Origin of the sequence: uncultured Pontibacter sp. (genome assembly GCF_947492645.1) — a bacterium.
In the GTDB taxonomy this organism is placed as follows: domain Bacteria; phylum Bacteroidota; class Bacteroidia; order Cytophagales; family Hymenobacteraceae; genus Pontibacter.
Genome location: NZ_CANLMZ010000010.1, coordinates 212,428 through 228,304, shown reverse-complemented (window position 1 = coordinate 228,304; position 15,877 = coordinate 212,428). Strand labels below are relative to the sequence as shown.

Genomic DNA, 15,877 nt, shown 5'->3' with positions numbered 1-15,877 from the left:
GAAAATGTACCCTGTGTTCCGGGCTTAGCGTTTGCCGGGAAAACGATATAACTGTTAAACTTGCCTTATACGTAAGTATAGGCCTACGCCGGAGTAACGGATGAACAGAAGTATGGAAGAAACAACAGAAAGCAAACTTGGTGGCATGTTCAGAGCCTTGCGTTACCGTAACTACAGGCTCTTTTTTGTGGGGCAGGGTATTTCGCTAATCGGTACCTGGATGCAGCAAATAGCACTTAGCTGGCTTGTATACCGCCTCACCGATTCTGTGTTCCTTCTTGGGGCAGTCACATTTTCAAGCCAGATTCCGTCTTTTATACTTGGCCCTTTTGCCGGTGTGCTAGCCGATAAGTTTAACCGCCACAAGGTACTGCTCGTTACCCAAACCCTATCCATGGTGCAGGCATCTACGCTAGCGGTGCTGGTGCTCACCGATGCGATTCAGATATGGCAGGTGCTGGCTTTAAGCGCTTTTCTGGGCATTGTGAATGGGTTCGATATTTCTACCAGGCAAACTTTTGTGGTGGAGATGGTGGATAAAAGAGAAGACCTGAGCAACGCCATAGCCCTTAATTCATCGTTATTTAACATGGCGCGACTGGTGGGGCCAACTATTGCGGGGTTGCTGATAGCGGCTGTGGGAGAGGGCATGTGCATTTTAATTAATGCTGTTAGTTATATAGCTGTACTTGGTTCGTTGCTGCTGATGCGCCTGAAGCCATTTGAGCGTGTGGCACAGCAGCATAAAGTATGGCAATCGCTTAAGTATGGCTTTCAGTATGCTTTCGGTTTTCCGCCTATCCGCTCACTTATTATTATTGTGGCCCTGCTAAGCTTGTTCGGAATGCCCTTTACGGTACTGCTGCCTGTTTTTGCCCGCGATATCTTACACGGTGGTGCCAATACGCTGGGCTATTTAATGGGAGCTTCCGGATTTGGCGCACTTACCGGAGCACTATTTTTGGCGCAGCGCAAATCGGTGGTAGGGTTGGGCAAGGTATTACTGGCCACCATGCTTATTTTTGGGCTGGCCCTTATTGCGTTTTCGTTCTCTAAAGTGCTGCTGCTGTCGTTGGTGCTTATGCTGTTTTCAGGTTTCGGGATGATCGTAACGATGGCCTCCTGTAATACGCTGCTGCAAACCCTGGTCGACGATGACAAGCGGGGCCGTGTAATGAGCCTCTATTCTACAGCTTTTATGGGAATGGCACCTATTGGCAGCATGCTGGCTGGCTCTGTTGCAGAGCAGATAGGGGTAGGGTATACATTAGCTGGCTGCGGATTGCTTTGTGCTTTAAGTATAATTCCGTTTGCAGTTTACCGGCCTAAGCTGCGGCGCATGGTGCAACCTATTTACGAGCGCCTCGGCATAGTGCCTGAAATTGCAAGAGGTTTACATACTGCATCTAACTTAACTGCACCGCCAGAAGAGCGATAGGTTGCCTTTAGCTTTTGTTTCTGATAAGGAAAACATGTCAAAAAAAGAGCCTGCTTTTGCGGCAGGCTCTTTATCTTATTAGGCGTCAAACGTTAATCTTTCTTTTTGATCAGGAGCTTATCGCCTGGCTTTACATTAAAGTCGGATTTGTTGTTCCACTCCATCACATCTTTTATGGTAACGCCATACTTGCGCGATATCTGGTACATGCTTTCGCCGGTTACCACGGTATGGTACGTGCTTCCAGTTGTAGTCGGGACAGCTGTCGCCTTTTCAGTTGTTGTTGTGGCAGCTGGTTCTGCTTCAACTTCTTCTGTGGCATCTTCTGGTGCAGTCAAACGCAGTTCTTGCCCAAGCTTCAGGTTGTTGTCAAGTAGGTTGTTCCAGGCACGCAGGTTATCTACAGACACATTGTAACGCTTAGACAACTGGTAAAGGGTTTCACCGGCTACTACCGTATGGTAATCTGCAGCGGGTTTTTCCGTTTCCTGAACTTCTGTTGCATTCCCGGCAACATCGCTTACTTCTGCGGCAGCCAATGGTTCTGCGATAATAAGCTCCTGGCCAGGCTGTAGCGCGGTGCTGCTTAGCTTGTTCCAGCTTGTAAGTTCTGCCACAGTTGTGTTATACTGCTTTGATATACTATAAAGCGATTCTCCTTTTGCTACCACATGCTTTGCTGATTTTGCAACCGGAGCTTCTGTGGAGGTGTAGGTAGCCTCCTCTTCAACTGCTGCTGGGGTAGCTGTTACCGTTTTAGCTGGTGCCGCCACAACCTCTTTAACAGTCTCGGCTGGCTTAGCCGGAGTTGCTTCTTTGGCAGGAACTGTTGCCGGTTCCTGTTGCGCAACGGCTTCAGTTTTTGCTTCCGGTGCGGCTGCAACAGGGGCCTCTTTTTGAGGTGCAGCTGGTGTTGGTTTTGCTTCAGGCTTAACTTCCTGCTTCGGCTGCTCTGCTTTTGCTTCTTTCTTTGGTTCGGCTTTAGCTGCTGCCGGGTTCTCTGGTTTAGGCTTTATCACCAGCCTATCCTTGCTGGAAGGGTATAAAACAGCAGCAGGCTTTGGAGCGGCTTCTTCTGTTACAGGAGTTTCAACTGCTGCTGTTCTCTCTGCTACAGGAGTTGCTTCAGGTGCTGTTTCTGTTGCTACTGGCTCTGCTTGCTTGGCAGGTGCGGCAACTGGTGCAGCTTGTGCAACCGGTGATTTTTCCGCTGCAGGGGCAGTTTCTTTTTTATCCTTCTTAAAGCTGTTGATGAAGCGCCTGAAAATGTTCTCTTTTGGTGCTTCGTTTTTAGCTGCTGCAGTAGTTTCTTTTACCGCTGTGTTTTCCTGGCGGCTGTTGCCTTTTGTGGCTGAAGCTATACTTTGCTTAGCATTGGCATCTTTTACCTCTACAGGCGTAGCAGCCGGACGGCGCTTCTGTAACCAAAGTACACGGCCTGGTACAGCTACCTCGTTGCGGGCCATGCGGTTTTTATAGCGCAGGTAGTTTAACCTGATGCCGTAATGCTGCGATATCAGCTGCATTGTTTCGCCGGGTTGTACTACGTGGTACTCAGCATCTGCATTTACTTTTTTCTGCTCAGTATAGTATGCCGCACCAGCTACAATTTCATCAAATGCATGCAGGTCGTTATACTTTAAAAACTTGCGGGTTGATAGGCCGGCTTGTAAAGCCAATTTGTCTTTTGTGTCGTCAGGGCGGGCAATTATTGCATTTAACCCGTTGCGTTTTACTATTGCCGCAGCGGCTGTTTGCTGCGCTGTACTGGGAGTCGGTTTAGCTGCTGGCGCAGGGGCCTCTTCTTTAGTCGATGCCACTAATCCTTTGTCATCCCCACGTACTGGTATCATTACGTAGTAATCTTTGTCTGATGGGATAGAGTTGCCCAACAACCACTTGTTATATTTCTCCAACTCAGCAAAATCTGTCTTAGTGGCAAGGGCGATATCTGTCAGGCTTTGGCCCGGGGTAGCACGCAGCTCGCGCAGCGATACAGCCGGCTTGTCTCTGCCTACAAAGTTGTCGTAGGCTATCTTGTGTGCCAGGAAAGTAATTACGTATGGGTGAGACTTCTCTGTGATATCCATTTTTCGGGCACCTTTGTCTGATGCTTTCGAATAGGTTTTTACGCCTGTATAACCCAGGTAATAAGACAGCAGCGAGGTAAACCAGTTGTCGTAGTTTTTGTTGCTGCGCTTAAAATACTGCGCTGCACCACGGCTGGCCTCGATGATATGGCGGCGCTCATCCACCACGTTATCCATGCGCAGGTTAAAATCCGAAGCGGCCTCTTTCTTAAATTGCCAGTAACCAACAGCATTCGAAGTAGAAACGGCATCGCCGATAAGGCCACTTTCCTGCAGGGCAAGGTATTTAAAGTCGTCCGGAACGCCTTCTTCTTTAAATACGCGCTCAATAACCGGGAAGTAAGCGTTTGCCAGGTCAACTTTGATTTTAAAGTAAGTCTGGTTTCGGTGCAGGGCGTCTACTTTCTTCTGAATCTCCTGCTGTGCGCCGTCTGATATTCTCAGGTGCACATCAGCGAAGTACACATTTTTGGGTACAGTTACGTTTTGCGCCCATGCCAGCAAAGGCAAAAGCAGCAAAACGAGAAGGGGTAGCTGTTTTCTCATAAAAAGGAAAATGGTAATTATACTTTGGCTAAAAAATCTGTGTTTAGGCTCTACTGCCGGTTGAATAACAGCGAGCTAATTATCTATGCATTAATATATTCAGAAAACAATATAGTTAATGCAAAATTAAAGGATTTTACCGCTCTTTATACTTACTAACGAAGTATTTTTAGTTAAATTTTTTACCCATCGCAGGGTTTGCTGTTTTAGGTAGTGCCTTGCAAATATTTTGATGGAGATAGGTATTACACAAAAAAGGGAAACGAGCAATAAGCTTGTTCCCCTTTTTTTCAGCGTTGTGCTGCTTATATTTTCCGGGCTACCATCAACCCATCGCGAATGGGCAGCAGGATATTCTCTACCCGCGGGTCGTCGTGCACTTTTTTATTGAAGGCAAGTAAGGCAGCTGTGTCTTCGTCTAACTTCTTTCTATACTTCTCGAGCACTTTGCCGCTCCAGAGTACATTGTCTGCAATAATATAACCGCCGGTTGTTACGCGGTCAATCACCATGTCGTAGTAGGCGGCGTTGTTTATTTTATCGGCATCTATAAACACGAGATCAAACGCTGCGTCTATTGTGGGTATAATATCCAGGGCGTTGCCGATATAGTATTTTATACTTTGGGAGAGTCCTGCATCTTCAAAATAGCCGCGCACACGGTCCTCCAGCTCTTCGTTGATATCAATGGTGTGCAGGGTGCCGCCCTGCTGTAGTCCTTCGGCGAGGCAAAGGGCAGAGTAACCTGTGTAAGTGCCTACCTCTAATATCTGCTTTGGCTTTAGCATCTGCGAAAACATCGACAACAACCTGCCTTGCATATGCCCCGAGAGCATGCGTGGCTTCATGGCGCTCAGGTGCGTCTGTCGGTTTACTTTGCGAAGTATCTCGTTTTCAGGAGAAGTATGCTCTTCTGCGTAGCGTTGCAGGTCCTCATCAATGAATTCCATTTGGGCTATATTGTTTTTTAAGTTTATGAACGTTAGTGGTTTACTGAAAGTATATACTTGCCAGTCAGTTCAGCCATCTAATCATTAACAGGCACATAGTTCAGGAAGCTTAGCTGGTCTTCGCGCAGTACTTCGTTGGCAATCTCTACCAGGTCGTTGGCCTGTATGCTTTTGATCTTGTCGAAAATCTCGTTTAGGGATTCTACCCGGTCCAAGTCAAGTATACTTTTGCCGATCATCATCATCAGGCCCATGTTACTCTCCTCGGCCATAGCCAACTGCCCCATTAATTGCTCTTTGGCGGTGTGCAGTTGCAGCGATCCTAGTGGCTTTTCGCGTAGCTTCTTCAGTTCTTTTAGTACAAGTGAGGTGGTGCGCTTTAGTTGCTTTTTCTCTGTGCCGAAGTAAATCGTAAGCAAGCCTGTATCTATGTACGTAGCGTAATTGGCATCAATAGTATAAACCAAGCCGTGCTTTTCGCGGACTGCCAGGTTTAAGCGGGAGTTCATGCCGGGGCCGCCTAAAAGGTTCGAGAGCATGAAGAACGGAATTCTGCGATCGTCGGACAGGGCATAGGCAGGGCAACCCATAACACAATGTGCCTGCGAAATCGGTTTCTCGATTGTTACAGTTTTAGGCGTGTAGGTTGTAAACGGTATGCGCTCCCGTTGCTTCTGTACATTGGGGATATCGCTTAAATAACGTTCGGCCAGCTTTACCACTTTTTCAAAGGGCAGGTTGCTTACCGAGCAGAACAGCAGCGAGTTGTTGCTAAGGTTGCGGTTAATGAAGTCGAGGAAATCCTGTTTGGTTACGCTAGAAACACTCTCCTTTGTGCCTAGTATGTTGTTGCCCAGCGGGTGGCCTTCAAAAATAACGGCATCAAACTCATCTACAATGGCTTCTTCGGGTGTGTCTAAATACATCGCCATCTCCTCAAGTATAACCCCGCGCTCTTTTTCTATTTCCTTTTCCGGAAAAACAGAGTGAAAGGTAATGTCCGTGAGCAGCTCAAAAGACTTATCAAAGTGTTTATCAAGTACAGAGCTGTAAAAGCAGATTTTTTCTTTTGTGGTATAGGCGTTCAATTCGCCGCCAACAGACTCTAAGCGGTTAAGTATATGGAATGATTTACGCTTTTGCGTGCCTTTAAATGCCATGTGCTCCCAGAAGTGGGCCAGGCCCAATTGGTTTGGGCATTCGTCGCGGCTGCCTATATCCATAATAAACCCGCTATGGGCAATTTTGGTATGCAGCACTTGCTTGTGCACTATGCGTATTCCGTTGGGTAATGTATGGGTTTGATAATCAAGCATTCAATTTGAAATTAGCCTGCAAAGGTACGGAAAAAGAAGTAGAATCTTGAGGAGACAGCGAAGGTTCTTTGTAAGTAAATAGCTTAACAGGAATTACATCTCCCTGCTAAGCATTTATACTTTACAGCATCCTGGTTTAGTGCTGCCACATGCCTTTTCTCCTTATTTTAGGCTAACGGGTGCTTTAGATTGGGTTGGCAAATTTCAGGTTATAGCTGCCGCAGTAAAATCAAAGTATAAATTCGGCTTTGTGGTGGGCGTGGCCAGGCCATTGCCTGCATGGGCACATACTTTAAACCAGGCAATACACCTGACTTCAAGTTAACCCGCATAAGCAGCTAAATTGCCTGTTGTTACGCTATTAAGTTTAATTTCCCTTGGCTTTGCCCCCTACGTTAATCACAAACCCAAGCGAGAAAACAGAATAGGCGGCTGTTAATGCATCGCGGTTTTTCAGCCCGAAGGTGGTGCCAGAAGTATACTGCAGCTGCACCGATGGGTTAAGCGTGAGGCGGGTGTAAAAAATGGGCTCCAGGAAAATATTGTCTTCTTCTTTAGCGGGCTCGCTGTTTACCAGGTAGTCGTGCATGTTTACGTAGCTTGCACGCAGGGTGGTGCCATAGTTTAACGGGTACTCTCTGCTGAACAGCTTCAGCGATTTCTTCTTTTTTGAAGTAAAGTTTGCCTGCACAAAATACTTGCTGAAGTTGGCCTCCATGCGTTTATAGTGCATGGTGCCGTCTTCATACTTGTCTTTCTCGGTGCGGTCGCTGCTGCCCCCGCCATAGCCAGCATAAATTTCCAGTATCCTGTTCTGGTCCGGGCCAAACGTAGTAAAGTAACCACCGCCAGCCTCCAGCAGGTTGTGCCTGAAATCCCTTTTCTTTCGTTCGCTGTTCAGCATAGAGCCGTTTAAAATAACTGCAAAATTATCTGTAACCGCATACGCTGTATTAAAGGTGATATTGCCTTTGGGAGTAATATGGCCACCAGCACTTAGCTCTCCTTTTTGCGTGAACATGGGCACATTGGGCACATTGGGCATATAGGTAGACACACAACCGGGCATAAACAAAAGTATAAATGCCAAAGCGCTGTAAAATGCAAAGGGGGAACGGCTTTGTTTAAGATATAGGAGTGTACTGGTTTTTTTCATACTTTAATTAAGTGCTATACTTTGCTAAGTTACGTTTCAGGGGCCCGGCCTTTTAAGCAGCTGGCGCAAGCGCGAAGCTTAAAACAAGCTAGAAAACGAAATAAAACCTAAATTATTCATAATAACTTAGGGAAAATATTTGTCAGGCAAAGTATAGATTTAATACTATATTATACCTGCACTCTGTTTAAGATTTGAGAAGGCCGTAATTTTTAACTCAGGCAAGTTTAAAGTAGCTTTGCCCCATACTTCGGGTGCTTATCATGAAAAAGATACTGATCATACAAACCGCCTTTTTAGGAGATGTGGTGCTGGCAACGGCATTGATCGAGAAACTGCATGCATTTTATCCGGAGGCGCAGCTTGATTTCCTGTTGCGCAAAGGCAACGAAGGTTTGATAAAGGAGCACCCGCTGCTGCGGCAGGTTCTTATCTGGAACAAGAAAGAAGGCAAGTATAAAAGCCTGATGCAGCTGCTGTCGCAGATACGTGCCGAGAAGTATGACTTAGTAATAAACGTGCAGCGTTTTGGCGCAACAGGTATACTTACCGCCTTGTCTGGTGCAAAGGAGACTGTAGGGTTTGACAAGAACCCGTTTTCGAGGTTTTTTACGCACAAGCACCGGCACGATGTAACTACCGGCACACACGAGGTAGAGCGCAACCACCTGCTGATTAAAAGTATAACCGATGCCACGCCCGCCAAGCCGAAGCTATACCCAAGCCAGGTTGATTTTGCCAAGGTAGAAGCCCTGAAGCAGGAAAAGTTTATCTGCATGGCCCCAACCTCGGTTTGGTTTACTAAGCAGTACCCGAAGGAGCAATGGGTAACACTTCTTAATAGTATAGATCCAAAGTATAAAGTATACTTGTTGGGCTCTCCGGCAGATAAGGCCCATTGCGACGAGATTATTGGGCATAGCACAAACGAGCGTGTACAGAACCTGTGCGGCCAGCTAAGCCTGTTGCAGTCTGCGGCACTTATGCGCGATGCCGTACTTAATTATGTGAATGATTCGGGACCAATGCATCTTGCCTCTGCGCTGAATGCTCCTACCTGTGCCATATACTGCTCTACTGTTCCTAAATTTGGGTTTGGGCCGCTGGCCGATTTTGCTAACATAGTAGAACGCGAAGAACCCTTGTATTGCCGCCCATGTGGCCTGCATGGTTACAAAGCCTGCCCTGAAGGACACTTTAAATGCGCCAGGGAAATACGCAACGAGCAACTGCTGGAGGTGCTGCAACTGGCTGAGATAGTATAAAACAACACGTATAAAGTATAGCCTTTCCAACTGCCCTCTGAAATAATAATTTTACTAACTTAGGCTGATAATCATCCAGACCCTAAGAGTAAACTATGAGATACGCCCCCATTGCACAAGAGCTGTTTGTGCAAAACCGCCGCAATTTAATTAAGCACCTCAAGCCCCGTTCTGTCGCCATCTTCAACTCCAACGATGTAATGCCGACCAATGCGGATGGCACGATGCCCTTCCGGCAAAACAACGACCTCTTTTACCTGTCAGGCATAGACCAGGAAGAAAGCATCCTGCTCCTGTTTCCTGACTCCAGGGACCCACGCCTGAAAGAAGTGCTTTTTGTGCGCGAAACCAATGACCACATCCTCACATGGGAAGGCTACAAACTTACCAAGCAGCAGGCACAGGATGTATCGGGCATAAAAACCGTGCTCTGGACGCACGAGTTCAATTCCTTTCTGCATGCGTTGCTGCCAGAGGCAGAGTACATTTACCTGAACTCGAACGAGCACCCAAGGGCCGTAGTAGAGGTAGAGACCCGCGATGCCCGGTTTATGAAATGGATGATGGTAAACTACCCGGTGCATAAGTATGAGCGCGTGGCACTCATTATGCATTTGCTGCGTGCTGTAAAGTCTGAGGCAGAGGTGGCGCTGATAAAGCAGGCATGCCACATCACCGAAAAAGCCTTCAGGAGAGTGCTTGGGTTTATGAGGCCAGGTGTAATGGAGTACGACGTAGAGGCAGAAATTTACCATGAGTTTATCCGTAACCGGTCTAAAGGGCCAGCTTACCAACCTATTATAGCATCTGGGGCAAATGCCTGCATTTTACATTATGTAGATAACGAACGCGAATGCAAGGCCGGTGATTTGGTGCTGATGGATTTTGGGGCAGAGTATGCCAACTATGCATCGGACTTAACGCGCACCATACCTGTAAATGGTAAATTCACCAAAAGGCAGCGCGAAGTATACAATGCGGTGCTACGTGTAATGAAGGCCGCAACGCAAATGCTGGTGCCTGGTAACACTTTAGGCCAATACCATAAGTTTGTAGGTACAGTTATGGAAAACGAACTTATACAACTGGGCTTGCTAAACGAAAACGATGTGCGCCACCAAGACCCGCAAAACCCTCTTTACAAAAAATATTTTATGCACGGCACCTCGCACCACCTGGGCCTGGATGTGCATGATGTAGGAGATAAGCACCGTACTTTTGAAGAGGGCATGGTATTTACCTGCGAGCCGGGCATCTATATAAGAGAAGAAGGTATAGGCGTCAGGTTAGAGAATGATATACTTGTAACTATTAATGGGCCGGTGGATTTGATGGCAAACATACCCCTGGAGGCAGATGAGATAGAGCAAATTATGCAAAAGGTTTAAATAAAGGGGTTAACATAGCGTATCGGTAGGGTTGCTGGCAATTTGCTGGCAACCTTTTTTATTGTTCTTACTCTAAAATAAGGGCCTTTGCTCTAATTTTTTTATGTAGCTACAACCTTGTAACCCTTTATCAGTTTAAAATATTGGGTAATTACTTCTAGCCAGAGGTTGGTGCGGCTTTAAAAAGCTGTACAATTTTGAATTAGGAAAGAGTTAGATGTCAGATCTTTTCGTTCCATGATTTTTAAAAGCGTTGCTTATGAATAGAATGTTTACACCACCACTAGCCCTGCCTTATCAAACGCTTCCCAGACTCTACGTTCAGTTATTTTTTTAATATCTTAAAACTTGAATGAAAACATGCGCGTATTATCATATCAAAATATACAATATAGAATCATGCAAACAAGAATTACAAAACTGAGTACAATTGCTTTCGTGCTTACATTAATGCTGACAGCAAGTTCAGCGTTATTTGCACAAAGCGGTGACCAGAGGACAAATCTCCAGATATACGGAAGTGCCCTGCAATACAAAGGTGATTTAGATGGTGACGATAAATTCGGTGACCTGGAATGGGGCGGCGGTTTATCGCTTAACCGTTACATAAGCCGTTCCTTTGATGGAGGTTTGCACCTGACCTACGGAAGTACTGAGGCGAATGAAGCACTCGGTAGATTTGATGCCCAGATGGGTACAGCTATGCTTGGCTTAAGGCTGAAAATGTATGGTACCATTCTTAAAGAAGATGCTTTTATCGGGCCATACCTGCAGATTGCCGGTGGTGGTGCATGGGTTAAAACGGATGCAGTAAGAGCCGATGGCAGCCCTCAGGTTGACGACAAGTTTATAACGGCTGCTGCAAGAGGTGGTGCCGGTATTCGCTTCCGTTTTTCTGATGCTGTTTCCGCATTTGTAGAAACCAACTACATGATCATGGGCCAGGATAAGATTGATGGCTATGATGTAAGTGACAACGACCGCTTCCTGATGCACAACGTTGGTCTGGGCTTTAACTTAGGTAAAGCAACAGATACAGACATGGACGGTGTGCCTGACAGAAGAGACAAATGCCCAGACACTCCGACTGGTGTGCAAGTTGACAAAGACGGTTGCCCGATTGATACAGACGGCGACGGTGTAGCTGACTACCAGGATGAGTGCCCTACAGAGGCTGGCGTAGCTAACCTGAACGGTTGCCCTGACAGAGATGGTGACGGCGTAGCAGACAGAAATGACGAGTGCCCAGATGAGGCCGGTACAGCTGCCACTAACGGTTGCCCTGACTCTGACGGTGACGGCGTAGCTGACAAAGACGACAAGTGCCCTGATACTCCGGCTGGCGTACAGACAGGCCCAGACGGTTGCCCAACAGACTCTGACGGTGACGGTGTAGCTGATAACGAAGATGCTTGCCCTAACACTCCAGGTCCAGGTACCGCCAACGGTTGCCCTGAACTAGATGCAGCTACGAAGAAAATACTGGAAGAGAAAGTACGCTTCGAGTTTGACAGAGCCAGAGTACAGGAAGGCTACAAGCAACTGCTTGACAGCATCGTAACTGTGCTAGGTAAATACCCAGACCACGTACTGTTGATCAAAGGTCACGCTGACCACGTTGGTTCTGAAGAGTACAACCAGGCTCTTTCTGAGCGCAGAGCACAAGCCGTTAAGGATTACTTAATTGAGCGTGGTGTTCAGAACCCAGACAGATTAGTAACAAGAGGTTACGGTGAAAGCCAGCCACTTGTGAAAGTAAACGAAAGGTTGTCTAAGCGCAGAACAGAAAGCGCAAGAGCCAGAAACAGAAGGGTAGGATTTGAAATGAATACCCCGGACATGCAACTGAATTTAGATTAAGTATCTAAGTATAAACAGAAAAGGGCCGCAGATTTATCTGCGGCCCTTTTCTGTTTATACTTATTATTAAGCCTTTAGCCTCTCAAAAAGCTTTTGCCCCTGTTCCCAGGCACCTATATTCGAGTAAGCGTTGATGTGGCCTAATGCACCAACATTCACAAACTCGCTACCCCATAGGTTTGCCAGGTATTCTGCTCGTTCAATTGTTAAGTACTCGTCGTCGGTGCTTGCCACCAGCATAGACCGGAAAGGGAGTTTATACTTCGGGAACGGAGCGAAATCAAGCACCTCCTTTAGCGTAACATTTATTTCAACTTCAGGGGGCGCAACCAAAAATGCCGCTTTTACGGGTGCTTTATACTTTTTGGCCCAATGCGCTACCGTAAGGCAACCCAGGCTGTGTGCCACCAACAGAATATCTTTATCTTTTACAGCAGAGATGACACGCTGCAATTCCTCTACCCAGTCTTCACAAACAGGATTATCCCAGTCTGCTTGCTGCACACGTAGGCTGGCAGGTTCGTTTTGTTGCCAGATGCTTTGCCAATGCTCAGGACCAGAGTTTCCTAAACCCGGCACATGTATCACCTGCGTATCCTTCATAAGTTGTTGCTGATGCCAGTAAATAACGTATTTATGTGGGTGTTATACTTATTGCTTAGAAGCGAGCAAGTATAAAATGGCCATGCGTATGGCAACGCCGTTCTCTACTTGGTTCAGTATAATAGAGTGGTGTGAGTCGGCGGCATCGGAGCTAAGTTCTACGCCACGGTTTATCGGGCCCGGGTGCATCAGCACAATCTCTTTGTCCAGGCTATCCAGCATTTTTTTGTTGATGCCATAGTATAACGTGTACTCTCGCAGCGACGGGAAGTATTTCATTTGCTGGCGTTCCAGCTGTATGCGCAGCACGTTGGCTACATCGCACCAGGCAAGGGCCCTGCGGATGTCAAGCTCTACTTTAACGCCAAGTTCCTTGATATACTTTGGCAACAAGGTAATAGGCCCGCAAACCATCACCTCAGCGCCCAGCTTCTGTAAAGCAAAGATGTTCGAAAGCGCCACCCTGGAGTGCAGAATGTCACCAATGATCACTACTTTTTTCCCAGCCACATCTCCGAACTTTTCTCGGATGGAGAAACTATCCAGTAGTGCCTGCGTTGGGTGCTCGTGTGTACCGTCGCCGGCGTTTACGATGTTGGCTTGTATATGGCGGCTCAGGAAGTGCGGTGCCCCGGGGCTGGAGTGGCGCATCACGATCATGTCCACTTTCATGGCCAGGATATTGTTTACCGTATCCAGCAAGGTTTCGCCTTTTTTAACGGAACTGCCGCTGCTGCTGAAGTTGATCACATCGGCAGAAAGTCGCTTTTCGGCAAGCTCGAAGGAGAGGCGTGTGCGGGTAGAGTTCTCAAAGAAAACGTTGGCAATGGTAATATCGCGCAGCGAGGGCACTTTTTTAATAGGCCTGTTAAGCACGTCTTTAAAATTGTCGGCAGTCTCGAAGATGAGTTGAATATCCTGAGAAGTGATGTCTTTGATGCCTAAAAGGTGCCTAACGCTAAGCTCTTGCATGGGAGGAATCTATTCGTCGGTTTTAGTAATCAGCCAGATATTGTCTTCCGGTGTATCCTGCCCCTGCCATGCTACCAGTACCCGCTGGCTTTGCAAGGAGTTTACATGGCGGCCCACATACGTTGGTTGTATGGGCAGGTGGCGCGTGTATAGCCTGTCTATCAGCACGAGCAGCTCCACGTTGGCAGGGCGGCCATAAGCAATCATGGCATCCATGGCAGCCCTTACAGAGCGGCCCGTATACAGCACATCATCCACTAATATCACTTTCTTACCCTCAATCAGAAAATCTATTTTAGTTGCGTTTGCTGTAAGTGGGGTGTCGCGGCGGCGGAAATCGTCGCGGTGAAACGTGGTGTCGAGGTAGCCGGTTGGTACCTGCTTGCCAAGTATGGATGCTAAAGTTTTCTGGATGCGCTGGGCTACGTGAATGCCGCGGGGTTGCAGGCCAAGTATAACAGAATCAGAAAAGTCGCCGTGGTTTTCGATAAGCTGGTGGCAAAGGCGCATCACCATGATCTCGAGCAATTGGTGGTTTACGATGAGTCTTTTCTGCATAGCCGGTTGTCTTGCTTACAAATATAGAGAGTTTAAGTTGATTGTTGAATGGTTAGATGGGTTAATTGTTTCATTGCGGAAAAAGTCGCGTCTATACTCTACTTCCCTGCAGCAAACAATTAGTTGCCAATAATCAAAAGCTGATCTTGTTCAGGTAAAACACATTGCGAGCCTCGCCACGGGATGGCTTGATGCGCTGGAACCCAAAAGCGACGAAATTATTGTCAAACCACTTAATGATGCCGGGATACTCTGTGAGCTGCGCCTTTTCGCTTTCGTTGTAAGTCATTATCTGTAGCCTGTGCGCTTTGTCGTCATACTTGTCTTCGTGCATGATATGGTAGATAACTTCGTCTTTCTCGGGATAGGCCATTATCACGCGGCCATCTCTGGCACGGGCAACTTCTACGGTATGCACCAGTTCCATGCTTGATACATCTTTCAGCGGAAAAGCATTATCCCACAACAAATTTCCCTGCTTATCAAAACCCATCGCAATGGCATGCGTGCGCTTATATCCATCCGATTGTTGCATAAAGGCCTGCCGCTGGCCTAGCCTGTCAATGTTATATTGGTTTGAGTTGCTGCGGTATTGAGGGTAGTATGCCTCGCCAGCCAATACATAGCCCGTAGGGGTGGTAATTAGGTCGTGCAGCAGTATACGGAAACGGTACTGTGGCTCTTTGCCCAGGCGCAGGCGTTCGGCCTCACGCTTACGCGTGCGTTCCTCGCGGCGGGGCTTCATGTACTTCAGGAAGTTTTTAAACTGCAGCACACTATAAAAGTCTCCGCTGGAATAAACCGATGTTACTGGCGTGGAAAAGAAACCGCTGGTAAACCGAAGATCCCGGGTGCCATATGTGCCTAACAGCATTTTCTGGGCGCTGTCGCCGGGCGTAATTTCGGCATTAAGCAGGCTCATGTTGTTCTGCTGCAGTATAAAATGGTTGCTTATTAATTCTCCTTCTGCTGTAAAGCTCTTTACCTGTAGCCTCGATACACGGCCATTGGACTCGGTAAGTACCACATCCAGCCGCTCATTCTCCAGGTCGGCCAGCATGTCCGAAAACGTGGACTCATCGCCGTAAACGGAGGGTAGTTGCTTTGGCTTGTCGTCGGAGGGCTTCAGGTGCAGCAGCAGCGGCTTTTGGCTAAAGCGGTCGCGGCCTATCAGAAAATAATTGCCCTGCAGTACATTAAACTCATGTATGGTTTCAATGTCTTTTAACTCATACTTTTTAACTTCTGTGATGCCGTTGCTTATGTTTGTCCTGGTAATAATGTACTGCTCGGGTATCTCGCCGCTAAAGATGAGGTAAGTATAAGGAGCTTCGTTGTAGTGCCGGATATAGTCGTAGCGAGGCGGGAGTTCTGCGGTTGTGCTCCATACTTCTTCCAGCTTATGGTTATACTTTGTAAAGTAAAAGGTGGCTTTGGTGTTCCAGGCGTTGCTGGTTTTGTGGTAAAGCAGGAGGGCGCTATCCGGTAAGGCGAGTACCTCTGCCACAGTTGCGGTTTTATCGAAAGGCAGCTCCAGGCGCACAGGCTGTGCAGGCTGCTGTGCAAGAGTAACAGCAGCAAACAGCAACAGGTACAAGTATAATACGATGCGTACTTTAGCCATAGTAGGGTTTTTATGCTATGTAGTACCAGGAAAGTATAAATGGCGCCTGTCCCTATGTACTTGTTTCAGGCGCCATTCGTTGTTATATCGGTTATATTTTATCAGCCCCTA

The 15,877-nt window shown here is 47.2% G+C and carries 13 protein-coding genes; 5 read left to right on the top strand and 8 right to left on the bottom strand.

The window, feature by feature from the left end:
- Positions 1-112 precede the first annotated feature (112 nt).
- Positions 113-1,438, top strand: coding sequence for an MFS transporter (locus Q1A23_RS16540; protein ID WP_299825308.1), 1,326 nt, complete (start codon positions 113-115; stop codon positions 1,436-1,438).
- Between the two features lie 92 nt (positions 1,439-1,530).
- Here Q1A23_RS16540 and Q1A23_RS16535 read toward each other — a convergent pair whose 3' ends face one another.
- The 3 genes from Q1A23_RS16535 to Q1A23_RS16525 all read right to left on the bottom strand — a co-directional run bounded on the left by Q1A23_RS16535 (position 1,531) and on the right by Q1A23_RS16525 (position 6,340).
- On the bottom strand, positions 1,531-4,074 hold the full coding sequence (locus tag Q1A23_RS16535) for a LysM peptidoglycan-binding domain-containing protein (protein WP_299825306.1): 2,544 nt from the start codon (positions 4,072-4,074) through the stop codon (positions 1,531-1,533).
- Positions 4,075-4,379: 305 nt separating this feature from the next.
- Positions 4,380-5,024: an O-methyltransferase gene (locus Q1A23_RS16530; RefSeq protein WP_299825303.1), complete on the bottom strand. Its 645-nt coding sequence runs from the start codon at positions 5,022-5,024 to the stop codon at positions 4,380-4,382.
- 77 nt (positions 5,025-5,101) lie between these two features.
- Positions 5,102-6,340 (bottom strand): pitrilysin family protein, encoded by a 1,239-nt coding sequence (locus Q1A23_RS16525; protein ID WP_299825300.1) that lies wholly within the window; start codon positions 6,338-6,340, stop codon positions 5,102-5,104.
- Positions 6,341-6,479: 139 nt separating this feature from the next.
- Here Q1A23_RS16525 and Q1A23_RS16520 point away from each other — a divergent pair, with 139 nt between their 5' ends.
- Complete coding sequence (locus tag Q1A23_RS16520) at positions 6,480-6,665, top strand: hypothetical protein (protein ID WP_299825297.1); 186 nt, start codon at positions 6,480-6,482, stop codon at positions 6,663-6,665.
- 42 nt (positions 6,666-6,707) lie between these two features.
- Here the strand turns inward: Q1A23_RS16520 and Q1A23_RS16515 are convergent, their stop codons facing one another.
- Positions 6,708-7,496, bottom strand: coding sequence for a hypothetical protein (locus tag Q1A23_RS16515; RefSeq protein WP_299825294.1), 789 nt, complete (start codon positions 7,494-7,496; stop codon positions 6,708-6,710).
- 263 nt (positions 7,497-7,759) lie between these two features.
- Here Q1A23_RS16515 and Q1A23_RS16510 point away from each other — a divergent pair, with 263 nt between their 5' ends.
- The 3 genes from Q1A23_RS16510 (at position 7,760) to Q1A23_RS16500 (ending at position 12,009) form a co-directional block, all read left to right on the top strand.
- Positions 7,760-8,761, top strand: coding sequence for a glycosyltransferase family 9 protein (locus Q1A23_RS16510; protein ID WP_299825291.1), 1,002 nt, complete (start codon positions 7,760-7,762; stop codon positions 8,759-8,761).
- A gap of 95 nt (positions 8,762-8,856) precedes the next feature.
- Positions 8,857-10,149 (top strand): aminopeptidase P N-terminal domain-containing protein, encoded by a 1,293-nt coding sequence (locus tag Q1A23_RS16505; RefSeq protein WP_299825288.1) that lies wholly within the window; start codon positions 8,857-8,859, stop codon positions 10,147-10,149.
- Between the two features lie 399 nt (positions 10,150-10,548).
- On the top strand, positions 10,549-12,009 hold the full coding sequence (locus Q1A23_RS16500) for an OmpA family protein (protein WP_299825286.1): 1,461 nt from the start codon (positions 10,549-10,551) through the stop codon (positions 12,007-12,009).
- Between the two features lie 66 nt (positions 12,010-12,075).
- Here Q1A23_RS16500 and Q1A23_RS16495 read toward each other — a convergent pair whose 3' ends face one another.
- The 4 genes from Q1A23_RS16495 to Q1A23_RS16480 form a co-directional block, all read right to left on the bottom strand.
- Positions 12,076-12,612, bottom strand: coding sequence for an alpha/beta hydrolase (locus Q1A23_RS16495; RefSeq protein WP_299825283.1), 537 nt, complete (start codon positions 12,610-12,612; stop codon positions 12,076-12,078).
- Between the two features lie 48 nt (positions 12,613-12,660).
- Positions 12,661-13,584, bottom strand: coding sequence for an aspartate carbamoyltransferase catalytic subunit (locus Q1A23_RS16490; protein ID WP_299825280.1), 924 nt, complete (start codon positions 13,582-13,584; stop codon positions 12,661-12,663).
- A gap of 9 nt (positions 13,585-13,593) precedes the next feature.
- Complete coding sequence (pyrR, locus tag Q1A23_RS16485) at positions 13,594-14,142, bottom strand: bifunctional pyr operon transcriptional regulator/uracil phosphoribosyltransferase PyrR (protein WP_299825277.1); 549 nt, start codon at positions 14,140-14,142, stop codon at positions 13,594-13,596.
- 133 nt (positions 14,143-14,275) lie between these two features.
- Complete coding sequence (locus tag Q1A23_RS16480; protein WP_299825274.1) at positions 14,276-15,766, bottom strand: hypothetical protein; 1,491 nt, start codon at positions 15,764-15,766, stop codon at positions 14,276-14,278.
- Positions 15,767-15,877: the final 111 nt, after the last annotated feature.